This window comes from Sphingobacterium sp., from assembly GCF_039596235.1.
In the GTDB taxonomy this organism is placed as follows: domain Bacteria; phylum Bacteroidota; class Bacteroidia; order Sphingobacteriales; family Sphingobacteriaceae; genus Sphingobacterium.
Genome location: NZ_JBCNKE010000001.1, coordinates 693,892 through 706,875, shown reverse-complemented (window position 1 = coordinate 706,875; position 12,984 = coordinate 693,892). Strand labels below are relative to the sequence as shown.

Genomic DNA, 12,984 nt, shown 5'->3' with positions numbered 1-12,984 from the left:
TTAATTGTTGTCGAATTGAATTGGATTTCCTAAGTAATAATCAATAATCTTGGATCTAAATATTACATTATATTTTGCCTGAATTAGATCAAATTCCGCTTTGTTTCGTTCGGTCTGTGCCGTAAATAATTCCAAAGAATTTGCCATACCGATATCGTACCGTTCTTTAGTTGCTTTATAAGCTGTTTCAGCACTTTCAAAAGCTGTCGTTGCCGAAGTATATTTTTGTTTGGCTGCGCTTACGTCCAAAATCGCCTGATTGACGGCTTTATTTAAATTGTTCTTCGCTAATTGTTCGGCTGCCTCAGCCTGTTTTAAACCAATTTTGGCCTTTGCTACATTAACTTTATTCTGATTCTTGGAAAAAATGGGGACAGCGAGTGATAAACCAGTGAAAAATGATTTGTTATCCGATATTTGCCGGCTAAAAGGCACGCGATATGTTGTTGTGATATCTAATGGATCAGTTTGCCTAGTTGTTGCAGATGAATAATTTGTACCATAGCTGACACTTAAATTAAGCGTTGGATAGTACCCACCCTTTGCAATATCAATTTGTTTTAATGCGGCTTCTTTATCCAAAGCAGATTTGTGAATATCAGGTTGTCTTGTTAATGCTTTTTGATATACATCTACTGCATTTTTATCTACTGCAGTTAGCAAAACAGATTCTAAACTTGGGCGTTCCAACGAAATTATTGTTTCAGGAGGCATTTCCATCAATTGTTTTAAGGTTAACAAGGACATTTCGTATGAATTCTTCAAATTCACTTTGTTCAATTCATTCGTAGCAACCTGATTTTTTGATTTTGCAAGGTCAGCAATAGTCTTATTTCCAACAGCAAATTGAATAGAATCCAATGAGAATTGTTGTTTCGACAACGCAATCTGATCTTCACTAGCAATCATCATTTCATGATTTGTGATGGCTTCTAAATAATTCACCAACACATTTAGAATAAGATCATTTTTTATCTTGTCGACCTGCGTCGCTGCAGATTCTAACTGTAATTTATTTGCTTTTATTTGATTAACTTGTTGAAAGCCTTGAAATATATTCACGCTTGACCCTACCGATCCAGCGGTTGTTCTAGTCCATGCATTATTGACAATTTGTGCCGAAGTCAAATCGAAGGCAAAACCATAACGGAAATTTTGATCAACTGAAGCACTTAAGTCCGGCAATAAATTACTTTTTGCTTGAAATAAATCCTGAGCTGCGAGATCTTTGCTCAGTTCGGCCTGCTTTATCTGTACATTGCGTTCCAAAGTCATACGTATAGCCTCGGCTACCCCGACAATCTGTTGGGCTTGGATGGGGCTGTTCGTTCCAAGAAAAAAACCAGTAAATACTACTGCAGAATAATAAAATCTTTTCATGTTCATATGTAGAACCATACAATTTTTATAGATTTGAACTTCATTTATCGGTTATGTATTTTGTCAAATCCCCTTTCTTCCTTCGTTGGCTTTATCCCAAATCAATCTGGCATATGCCGAGGACGGAAAAAAAAGTCTATCTCACTTTTGATGATGGTCCAATTCCTGAAATTACACCTTTTATACTCGATATCCTAAAAAAATATCAGGTCAAGGCAACATTTTTTTGTGTTGGTGAAAATATTAAAAAAAATCCACATTTATTTCAAAGAATTTTACAAGAAGGACATCAGGTTGGCAATCATACTTACAATCATCTCAAAGGTTGGGAGACAAGTGACGAAACCTATATCGATAATATCAGGCTATGTCAGGAACTAACGCAAACAGATCTTTTTCGGCCACCTTATGCTAAAGCCACAAAATCACAGCTTAAAAAATTATATAAAAATTATCGTGTGGTGATGTGGGATATTATGTCGGGTGACTTTGATCAGAACCTAAGTCCAGAAAAATGCCTTGAGAACGTAATTCCCAACATACAGAATGGCTCAATCATCATCTTCCACGACAATATCAAAGCGATTCCCCGTGTGGAATACGCTTTACCTAAAACGATTGAATTTCTCCTAGCAAATCAGTATCAAATAGCAAGAATGGAATAAATGTCAGGGTCTACTTCCAGATAAAACCACTTCAGATTCATAATACTTGCCAACACTCACACTAAAATATCCCAAAACATTATTGGATAGATTTGAAATCGGATTTGCTGGAGATGCTGCGCCTGGATTAATCATCTGGAAGCTGTTCCAGTAATTGTAAGCCCCTAGGTCGATACATTGACGCAATACACGTATTCTATCTCCTATCTTAAGGTCTCTATCGCGATCGACAATATCATGCTGTACTTGCAATCCATTATTATATTTATCGCTAAAAACATCAACAAAGCGCAATTCACCACCATTCACCGACATTTTATATTTGTAATAATTTCCTTTTTCCGGAGGATCATTAAAGACCAATGTAGGATAATAGATGGTGTCTGTAAATATAATCCGTTCGGAGAGCCCTATCGAGTCGACATCAACATAGGACGGTACCGTCGAGGTTCCTTCAATTTCTTTTCCATCCACAGTTTTTACATACAATCGATAGCTGTTCTTTTCCTGTAGCCGCAATGTTTTATTGGTATACACACCGTTGGCTCCAGGTAAAAAGATATATATTTGGTTATTTTGCAGATTTTTCACGGATACTTCCGCATCCGTTATGGGAGACAACATCGAATCTTTTAAACCCACTACTTTCTGAATACTGATCTCATGCTGCTTATCCGACACCATCAGATCGGCGGTGATCACCAGCTGCCCTGTATTTTCAGGCAATTTAAGGTCAATTTTGTCTTCACAACCAATCAAAGTCATCCAAATTAATGCGATCAATCCTATTATCTTTCTCATGTTGTGTTAAAATTTAAAGTTCCAGGTAACGGACGGTATGGCACCAAACAATGCGATCCTATAGATTTCGGTCACATTAGATTGACCTTCTTTCTCTCTAAAGTCAATTAAATAAGCATTTTTGCGATTATAAGCGTTATAAATCCCAAAAGATAAACTTGAATAGGTATTTTTTGTACGCTTAATATCATAAGTTGCAGCGAGGTCCAAACGATGATAAGCTGGCATACGCTGGCCATTTCGCTTATCGTAATAGAATATCGTTCTATCGTCAACAAAATATTTACCAGCAGGCATTGTTACAGCATCCCCGGTATAGTATACAAAGTTCGCACTCAGATTCCATTTAGGCTTCAATTGATACTGTGCCACAACAGCTATATTATGAATCTTATCCTGACGCGCATTAAACCACTGTCCATCATTGATCTGCTCGAATTGTCTTTCACTTCTGGACAGTGTATAACTGATCCATCCATTAAACCTTCCCGATCTTTTCTTTATAAACCATTCCACACCATATGCCCTTCCTTTTCCAAATAGTAGTTCGCCATCCAAAAATTCATTGGCCTGTAAATCGGCTCCATTCCTATAGTCGATCTGGTTTTTCAGATCCCTATAGTAACCTTCTACGGAAAACTCATACCTATTGGACGCAAAATTCCGGAAATAGCCCAGCGAATACTGTGTTGACAATTGTGGTTTAATGGTATTATTGCTTAATACATACTGATCAGTCGGCAAGCTACTTGTGGTGTTACTCAACTGATGTAAATACTGTACATTCTTGTTATAAGATGCCTTTAAGGTAGTCAATTCATTCAAGACATAGTTCAGCGATATTCGTGGTTCCAGATAAACATATTTTTTTCCGATGGCTCCGCTCTCCACATAAGTTGAATCAACAGCTTCACCTGCATGATCGTAGGTATAGAACATACCTGGCCCTAAAGCGGCATAAGCTGTCGCCCTAATACCGTAATTCAGTTTGAACTTATCATTTATTGACCAATCATCCGAGAAATAAGCAGCAATATCCGCTCCTTTGCGCTCTTGAATACGTAATGAGTTTACTTTAGAATCTTCACCGGCTTCAATACTCGCCGGACGAATTTCCTGTAAAGCTGCCTGCAGACCAAATTTTAGATTATGGTGATCCGAGAGGCTATATTGAAAATCCTGTTTAAAGTTATAATTGAAGATATCTGAGCGGATCTTGAAGTTATTATCGTCTTCGATCTTCACCTGATAGTTAAATTTACTGAAGATCAATGTGGTATTACTGAACAGGCGGTTATTCCAAACATGATTCCAGCGCATCGTTCCGGTCGCATTCCCCCAACTGAAGTCAAATAAATCATGGTATGCCATGGCATCCTTACCGAAATATCCTGATAAATAAATGGTGTTTTTATCGTTAATTCTATAATTAAATTTGGCATTTAGATCATAGAAAAATAAAGCACTATTTTTAATATTTTCATCATTTGAGAGCTTCAGGAACAAATCGGCATAAGTACGTCTACCGGATATCATAAATGAGCTCTTTCCCTTTTGTAATGGCCCCTCTACCTTCAGCCGTGACGCAATTAGCCCCAGTCCCCCTTCGACATTAAAATGTTGATTATTCCCATCCAAGGTTGTTATTTCCATGACCGAAGAGATCTTACCACCATATTGGGCGGGCACACCTCCTTTATAAAAATTGACGTCTTTGATGGCATCGGAATTAAAGGTCGAAAAGAAACCAAAAAGGTGAGCACTGTTGTAAACCGGAGCCTCATCCAACAGAATCAGGTTTTGATCCCCACCACCTCCACGTACATAAAAGCTGCTACTTCCCTCGCCTCCACTCGCCACTCCGGGAAACAATTGGATCGTCTTCAAAATGTCTTTCTCACCAAACAATACAGGAACCTTCTCAATCTCCTTTGGACTAAACTGAGTCAAGCCCGGAGTCAGATCTTTGATCGATTTTCTTCTATTTCCAGTAACGACTACCTCTGCCAATTGGTTCTCTTCGGGTACCAATTGTACAATATAGGTCGAGTCTTTTCCCATCGTCACAGGCAATATTTTGGTTTTATATCCTATTGAGGAAACTTCGAGGAAAGTATCAGCTCCGCGAAGAGACAAACTAAAAAAGCCGTATTTATTGGAAGCCGTCGATTTTTTCTCTAGGTCATTCCGGACCAAAGCGCCAATAATATTTTCACCGCTGATGCTATCCCTGATAAATCCCGATATAGATTTAGATTGTTGGCCATAGGATTGCTGCGCGCAAAACAAAATAGAAGAAAAATAAAAAACAACCTTTATAGGTTTAAGCATAGCAGATTGAAATCAAAAATTTATTGAAAATAATAAAAAAGCCTTACAATTTGTAAGGCTTAATAATAAGTTTATAATTTGTTAGTCAAGATCTTCTTTAAACAAAAATAGTATTTTATTCATTTAAGCCAAATATTTATCTATTTTTCTTGTTATTTTTTTTCTACCGGATTGAAAAAATCATAGAAAAAGGCCATTTGATAGACAATGGAGCGTGACCAATACGCCCAATTATGTCCGCCTTCACTTGTAACGAAGGTATGATTTATATTATGATACATGAGCTTATCGTGGAGTGCAATATTGACTTGATAGAAAAAGTCCTCCTTTCCACAATCAATAATTAACCGAAGTTTATTATTTACTAATTTAGGAATCATATTGATCACCACGCGATCGTCCCAGGCCTGCGTCGAATCGGCATAATTCCCGATACGATCCTTAATTTCCCAGTTTAAAGGAAATGGTCTAAAATCTACCCCGCCGGCAGTACTGCCTGCTGCACCATAAAGATCCTGATGTTTAATCGCAAGTGACAAAGCTCCATGCCCACCCATGCTAAGCCCTGAAATCGCTCTTCCTTTACGGTCCTGAACTGTCGCATAATGACCATCTATATAATCAATCAGCTCTTTTGCGACAAATGTTTCGTATTGGTAATTTCGATCATTTTTTATATCCCAATACCAACTGCCATATCCTCCGTCCGGACAAACAATCATGTATCCATACTGATCTGCCAAAGCAGCCACATTGGAATGCTTCACCCAATTACTATAATTACCTGAATATCCGTGAAGTAAATAAAGAACCGGATATTTCGTATCTGTCGAATAACCTTTCGGGAGTATTACGACTGTTTTGATATCTTTTGCCATGCTCCGACTCGGAATACGCAAAGTATCCACTTTGGCAGCTTTACTAACAGCGACAATATAAAATAGCGCAAGTGATAAAAGTAAAAATTGTTTTAAATTCATTATATCAGTATTTGGATGTAATTATTCTACTCAGACCAATATTATTGATCCAATTTTCTGAATCAAGTCAGCTTATTTATCAATGGATTTAGAGCATCTTTCAAAATAATAAAGATAAGATTTTAAACCAAATGGACGCTCGCTGATGGTATAAAAACCAGCGTTGTTATTATCAAAAGTAAGCGCTTCTCCTTGCGGCTCTAACTTATAAGGAACTTCGATTGGCTTTCGGTTTAGCGCCTTTTGCCATGACTCACCCGAATTCCTTTTCCAGTAAAAAATATGCGTGATATTCTTGATAAGCATCTCTTTTCCGGAAGGATTAATAGCCGAAGCTGTAGCAAAAGTAAAAGGAAGTTCAGCCACTTTATCTAATGTAAAATACTGTTGATTTTTATTTCTGAAAACTGGCGCACTATATACTGTAGATCGAAATTCCCGCTTAGAAACGATATACAACATATTATCGCGCGGATCCACCATAATAGATTCGGCATCCAAACGTTTTTGTCCGGGGAATTTAAGAAATATGGTTTTAATATTCTTTATTGATATCATTGAAGAATCTTGCGGTGAAGGTTCTGGAAATACATATAGGCTTGCCCAAGTCCGCTTGCCAAGATTATTGCCTATATCTGCTAAAATCAGATAAATTTTACCATCAATTTTTACGCGGTCGATATCCTCACAGTCTGTCACAGTCACACCTTCAAGCGTAAATCTTTTGAGTAGATTGGCCTGCCGGTTGATCAGATAGATATTCGCCCCGTCACCACTGTCATTATGCACCCAAAAGCTTCCCTCCTCATGAGCTGCTACAATTCCTGATACTTCTTTTAGCTGCGGATCTGTTATTTCGCCCAAGGGAATTTGTGTTTTAAAATAATCCTTGTTATTTTGGGCAGATATGCGCAAGCCGGACAAAAAAAGTACAATCATTAAGAATACTTTTGTTCGTGCAATATACATGTTTAAAGATACGTTTTTATTGATATTTTATGCCCGTTATGAACAAATCCCTTAAATATATCTTATTTTTTATCCCCTTATTTCTAATCCAATATACTACACAGGCACAGAGCAGCGTATTCCGGATAAAAGTTAAATCAGGACTTGACAATACACCACCCTATCTCGTAAAGTATTACAACAGTAAAGACTGGGAGAAATTCTATGCTGAAATCCTGCAGTTTAATTATAACCCAGGGTTTGAGTACAATATCCGTGTAAAAAAAACGACAACTGCCCAAGCTTCAATCTATACACTCCAACAAATCATTAATAAATCACCGGCTGAAAATACTGAAATCGCTATTTGGGATGTGGCTGAGTATTATGTCAATAATCCAATGTCAGGCAAATTGGCCTGTCTGCAGATAAAATCCAACAAAAAAAACAAATGGGAATATATCGCAGGCCCTATTTTAGGTTTTGATTACCAAGAGCAATATCGCTATCGTATCAAAGTGAAGCAAACGAAAGTAAAAGATACCGACAGTTTACGCTACGAATTGATGGATATTATTTCCAAAGAAAGGGTAACCGAACTGCCCAGTGTAGCTTCTTTTCTCGCAAGGTTCAAATGGAATTTGCTTCAATTAAACGGAAAAGATGTAACGAGCAGCAAAGCCTATATTGGCTTTGACGCAAAAAACGGAACAATCGCCGGATCAACAGGCTGTAATAATTTCTGGGGAAATTTTAATATAAAAGGCAATTTGATCAGCTTTCCACACCTAGCAAGCAATATGAAATCCTGTAATGGTCCCAATAATATTGAAAATGACTTTTTTGCGATCATCGAGCAAAAACAAATTCAATTTGATATCGCCGAACAAACCCTAAACTTGTATATCGACGGAAAATTAGTTATGATTTTTGGCTTAGAACGCGAATAAAAAAAAACACCCGAAGTCTGGGGAACTTCGGGTATCTTAGCCATATTATTAACCTATTTTATGAAAAGTATTTATGCCATTTGGAAATGACATAAACAAATATGTGAAATAAATCGGAAAGAACCGAAAGCTACACTTCATTTTAACATAATTTTAACACTTTAAAAATATTGAGAAAAATTGGCGTAAAAATGATATTTTTTGGAACATTAGGGCAGCAAAGTTCTAGTATCTTAATGGTTTAAACCATAACGATGATCAGAACATTTTTTACGACAGCCGCTTTATTTTTGACAACGATGCTCTTTGCGCAAGAGAATCCGATTATTCGTGGGAACTACGCCGATCCTGAAGGAATTATCTATGGCAATAATTATTGGATTTTCCCCACCTACTCAGCTCCCTATGAAGAACAGCTGTTTTTTGATGCCTTTTCCTCGCCCGATCTGGCCCATTGGACAAAGCACCCGCGGGTACTCCAAAATAGTGAGGTAACATGGGCAAAAAAAGCAATGTGGGCACCCGCTGTTTTGGAAAATAAGGGCAAGTATTATTTATTCTTTAGTGCTAACGATGTTCACCAGGGGGAAATCGGCGGAATCGGCGTGGCCGTGGCCGATAAACCCGAAGGGCCTTATACAGATTTACTAGGCAAACCACTGATCAATGATATCATCAACGGTGCGCAGCCCATTGACCAATTTGTATTTAAAGATCGGGACGGAACGTTTTACATGTATTACGGTGGCTGGAAGCACTGTAATATGGTGAAACTGAAGCCGGATTTTTCGGGTCTGCTCCCATTTGATGACGGAACCTATTACAAGGAAATTACACCCGAGAACTACGTGGAAGGTCCATTTATGTTTATTAAAAATGGCAAATACTACTTTATGTGGTCCGAGGGTGGTTGGACCGGACCGGATTATAAGGTAGCTTATGCAATTGCGGACTCTCCGTTCGGGCCGTTTAAACGTATTGGAACAATTCTCGAGCGCGACCCAAAAGTTGCTGTTGGGGCAGGCCACCATTCTGTTATTAAAGTGCCCAATAAAGACAAGTATTTCATCGTCTATCACCGCAGGCCATTAGGTAAGGAAGGCGCCAATGAACGTGTCACTTGTATAGATGAAATGAAATTTGACGAAAAAGGTCATATTATACCCGTCAAAATGACCTTTGAAGGAGTCAAATATCCATTAAAATAAATCAACCCTCTCTGTATAATACAGGCAACCCAACCTAAACAGAAGAGCCCCAATCAAAAACCGGGGCTCTCATTATTTAATTAAGATAATCAGCGTTTAAATATTGGCGATTGCGTTATTTAATGTCGCAGAAGGACGCATAGCTTTTGTTGCTAATTCATCATTCGGAAAGTAATAACCACCAATATTTTGAGCCTGTCCCTGTGCCCCTATCAATTCTTCATTAATTTTAGCCTCATTGTCAGTCAGTACTTTTGCAACAGGTGCAAATCTGCTTGCTAAATCTGCATCTTTCGTTTGATCAGCTAAAGCCTGCGCCCAATATAAAGTTAAATAGAAATGGGATCCACGGTTATCGATCTGACCTACTCTACGTGCCGGAGATTTGTCATTTGCAAGGAATTTCTCTGTTGCCACATCCAAGGTTTCCGCTAAAACTAATGCTTTAGGATTATTTTGTGTTTGTGATAAATGTTCCAATGAAGCTCCTAAAGCTAAAAATTCGCCCAATGAATCCCAACGTAGGTAACCTTCCTGAAGGAATTGTTCGACGTGCTTCGGAGCTGAGCCTCCAGCACCGGTTTCGAACAAACCGCCACCATTCATCAATGGTACAATAGATAACATTTTTGCTGAAGTACCGACTTCCAAAATAGGGAATAAATCAGTCAGATAATCACGTAAGACGTTACCTGTTACGGAAATAGTATCTTCACCTTTACGAATGCGCTCCAAAGAGAATTTAGTAGCTTCTATCGGTGATAAGATTCGAATATCTAAACCTGCGGTATCAAAATCTGGCAAGTATTTTTCTACTTTTTTGATGATCTCTCTGTCATGTGCGCGGTCTTTATCTAACCAAAATACTGCTGGTGTATTGGATAAACGTGCACGGTTTACAGCTAATTTTACCCAGTCCTGGATAGGTGCATCTTTTGTTTGACACATACGGAAAATATCACCTTCTTCGACTTTTTGCTCCATGAATACATGACCTTCCGCATCCACAACACGGATCACACCTTTACCAGCTGCTTGGAAAGTTTTGTCATGCGAACCATATTCTTCTGCTTTTTGGGCCATCAAGCCCACATTTGGAACAGATCCCATTGTTTTTGGATCCAAAGCACCATGTATTTTACAATCCTCTATTGTAGCCTCATAAACGCCAGCGTAAGAACGGTCAGGCACCATTGCGATCGTATCTTCTTCTTGACCATCCTTATTCCACATTTTACCACCAATACGGATCATTGCAGGCATAGAAGCATCTATGATAACATCCGAAGGAACATGGAAGTTTGTAATACCTTTATCTGAGTTGACCATAGCTAAAGCGGGACCTTGCGCGATGGCAGCATCAATAGCAGCTTTCACTTCCGCTTCTTTTGCATGACCTGCAATTTTAGCATATACTTCCCCTAAGCCGTTGTTTTTATTGACACCTAATTCTTTAAACAAGTCGCCATAAGTAGCAAACACGTCCGCAAAATAAGTTTCAACCACCGCACCAAAGATAATCGGATCTGAAACCTTCATCATTGTTGCTTTTAAATGTGCAGATAACAATACCCCTGCAGCTTTCGCTTCAGCAATTGTATCAGCAACAAAACCTTTCAATGCGTTCAAACTTAAGGTTGAAGAGTCAATTACTTCACCAGCTTTTAAGGGAGAAAGACCTTTTAATTCGGTAACAGCTCCTTCGCTATCCACAAATTCAATTTTGAATTGACCTGCATTTTCTACTGTTACAGATTGCTCTGAACCATAGAAATCGCCAGATGTCATCGATGCGACTTTAGTTTTTGAATCTTTTGCCCAAGCCCCCATTTTGTGCGGATTAGCTTTCGCATAATTCTTCACGGCTTTAGGTGCACGACGATCTGAATTACCTTCACGTAAGACAGGATTTACAGCTGAACCCAATACTTTCGCATATTTGGCTTTGATCGTTTTTTCTTCTTCGGTAATTGCTTCATCCGGATAGTTAGGAATAGCATAACCTGCTTTTTGTAATTCTGCGATAGCTCCTTTTAATTGTGGAATCGACGCTGAAATATTCGGTAATTTGATGATGTTTGCTTCAGGAGTTGTCGCCATTTGTCCCAGCTCGGCCAAAGCATCGGCAATTTTTTGATCTTCTTTTAAAAATTCTGGAAAGTTCGCAAGAACACGCCCCGCTAAAGAGATATCTCTCAATTCCACATCGATATCAGCTGTAGCTGTAATCGCTTGTACAATAGGCAAAAACGAGTAAGTCGCCAACAAAGGTGCTTCATCTGTTTTTGTCCAAACAATTTTTGATTTGTTTGACATAGTAATCTATTAGAAATATGTTTAATTTTTAATGCTATGCGAAATCAGTGAAAAATCTAAATTTCTCAAAATTTCGCCTAAAGATAAGAATTAATGCTATAAACCATGGCTTAATCCGACCTTTTTGACAATAAAAATGTGAAAATAAATATATTTTGGCAATACAGAATAACTTGGTCTCTCCATTTTAAAGGACAGTCCTCTTGACATTTCAGTGACGGGATAATACAATTGAAATCCTAATTTAGTCAGATAAAAAATACTATTAAGCATGAAATCATTCAAATTGAACAATGGGATAGATATTCCAGCAATTGGATTTGGAACCTGGCAAATTCCGGAAGGAGAAGACGCATATCAAGCTGTTAAAGAAGCATTGGCAGTAGGATACACGCATATTGACACAGCTGCTATTTATGGAAATGAAAAAAGTGTGGGCAGGGCGATCAAGGATAGCGGAATAGATCGTAGTACTTTGTTTATAACAACCAAGTTATGGAATACCGAACGTGGTTATGACAGAACCATCGCTGCATTTGAAAAATCTCTTACAGATCTGGGCTTGGAATATATAGACCTCTATTTGATTCACTGGCCGGCTAACGAAACTCAATTTGAAGATTGGGCGGCTATTAATGCCGATACATGGAGAGCCTTTGAATATTTATACGGACAAGGAAAAGTAAAAGCGATCGGGGTTAGCAATTTTCCAAAAGAATACCTGGCGAAATTACTGGAGACGGCAACTATCGTTCCTAGCGTCAATCAAATTGAATTTCATCCAGGTTATCTGCAACAGGAAACTGTTGACTTTTGCAAATCAAATGACATACTGGTGCAGGCCTGGTCTCCACTAGGCTCAGGAAGGATATTACAGAACGAAACCCTGATTGCTTTAGCAGAGCAAAAAGCTACCAGTATTGGGCAAATCTGTATTAAATTTGCACTTTCACAAGGTATTTTACCGCTTCCAAAATCCACCAATCCGACAAATATTAAACGAAACTTAGCTGTTGACAGTTTCGATCTTACGGACGAGGATATTCGAATGATTCGGGCATTACCAGCAATGGGGTTCTCTGGATCTGATCCCAAAAAAGTCGCATTCTAGATTATTGAAAGGAATCTAAAATATACGCTATAGAGTCCGCCCAACGAAACTAGGTAGGCGGACTCTTTTTTTCCTATCCCCTTTAATCTCACCATCATTACCCCTGAATTTTACCGGAAATGTACTCAGCCTCTCGGTATCTGTAGAGTGATATCCGTAGCACATCTACTGATGTTTGCACGATTCAGCACTAAAAAAGAAATATAAGCTTTCCCCGAAACAAAAGATTAGGATAGCTGTTAATAATACAACAATTCATATCATGAGGCCTACTCGAAATGCAATATGCCGAAA

Annotated in this window: 10 protein-coding genes; 4 read left to right on the top strand and 6 right to left on the bottom strand. The window is 38.3% G+C overall.

The window, feature by feature from the left end; translation table 11 throughout:
* Positions 1–1,380: a TolC family protein gene (locus ABDW32_RS02980; RefSeq protein ID WP_343559160.1), complete on the bottom strand. Its 1,380-nt coding sequence runs from the start codon at positions 1,378–1,380 to the stop codon at positions 1–3.
* A gap of 53 nt (positions 1,381–1,433) precedes the next feature.
* Here ABDW32_RS02980 and ABDW32_RS02975 point away from each other — a divergent pair, with 53 nt between their 5' ends.
* Complete coding sequence (locus tag ABDW32_RS02975; protein WP_343559158.1) at positions 1,434–2,045, top strand: polysaccharide deacetylase family protein; 612 nt, start codon at positions 1,434–1,436, stop codon at positions 2,043–2,045.
* 3 nt (positions 2,046–2,048) lie between these two features.
* Here ABDW32_RS02975 and ABDW32_RS02970 read toward each other — a convergent pair whose 3' ends face one another.
* The 4 genes from ABDW32_RS02970 to ABDW32_RS02955 form a co-directional block, all read right to left on the bottom strand.
* Complete coding sequence (locus ABDW32_RS02970; RefSeq protein ID WP_077433017.1) at positions 2,049–2,846, bottom strand: DUF4249 family protein; 798 nt, start codon at positions 2,844–2,846, stop codon at positions 2,049–2,051.
* Between the two features lie 6 nt (positions 2,847–2,852).
* The gene (locus ABDW32_RS02965; protein WP_343559155.1) at positions 2,853–5,177 is read right to left on the bottom strand and encodes a TonB-dependent receptor; all 2,325 of its coding nucleotides are present in this window, start codon (positions 5,175–5,177) and stop codon (positions 2,853–2,855) included.
* 152 nt (positions 5,178–5,329) lie between these two features.
* Entirely contained in the window at positions 5,330–6,157 is an 828-nt protein-coding gene (locus ABDW32_RS02960) for an alpha/beta hydrolase family protein (protein ID WP_343559154.1), read from the bottom strand.
* 72 nt (positions 6,158–6,229) lie between these two features.
* Positions 6,230–7,096 carry a hypothetical protein gene (locus ABDW32_RS02955; RefSeq protein ID WP_343559153.1) on the bottom strand — a complete coding sequence of 289 codons (867 nt, stop codon included), beginning with the start codon at positions 7,094–7,096 and terminating at the stop codon, positions 6,230–6,232.
* Between the two features lie 68 nt (positions 7,097–7,164).
* On the opposite strand from ABDW32_RS02955, the gene ABDW32_RS02950 reads away from it, so the two are divergent.
* Positions 7,165–8,055, top strand: coding sequence for a DUF4377 domain-containing protein (locus ABDW32_RS02950; RefSeq protein WP_343559152.1), 891 nt, complete (start codon positions 7,165–7,167; stop codon positions 8,053–8,055).
* A 254-nt stretch (positions 8,056–8,309) separates the two neighbouring features.
* A complete protein-coding gene (locus tag ABDW32_RS02945; RefSeq protein ID WP_343559150.1) occupies positions 8,310–9,263 on the top strand; it encodes a glycoside hydrolase family 43 protein in 954 nt (317 codons plus the stop codon).
* 96 nt (positions 9,264–9,359) lie between these two features.
* Here the strand turns inward: ABDW32_RS02945 and ABDW32_RS02940 are convergent, their stop codons facing one another.
* Positions 9,360–11,579 (bottom strand): NADP-dependent isocitrate dehydrogenase, encoded by a 2,220-nt coding sequence (locus ABDW32_RS02940; protein WP_343559148.1) that lies wholly within the window; start codon positions 11,577–11,579, stop codon positions 9,360–9,362.
* Positions 11,580–11,850: 271 nt separating this feature from the next.
* Here ABDW32_RS02940 and ABDW32_RS02935 point away from each other — a divergent pair, with 271 nt between their 5' ends.
* Positions 11,851–12,690, top strand: a complete 840-nt coding sequence (locus ABDW32_RS02935) for an aldo/keto reductase (RefSeq protein ID WP_343559147.1) — start codon at positions 11,851–11,853, stop codon at positions 12,688–12,690.
* Positions 12,691–12,984: the final 294 nt, after the last annotated feature.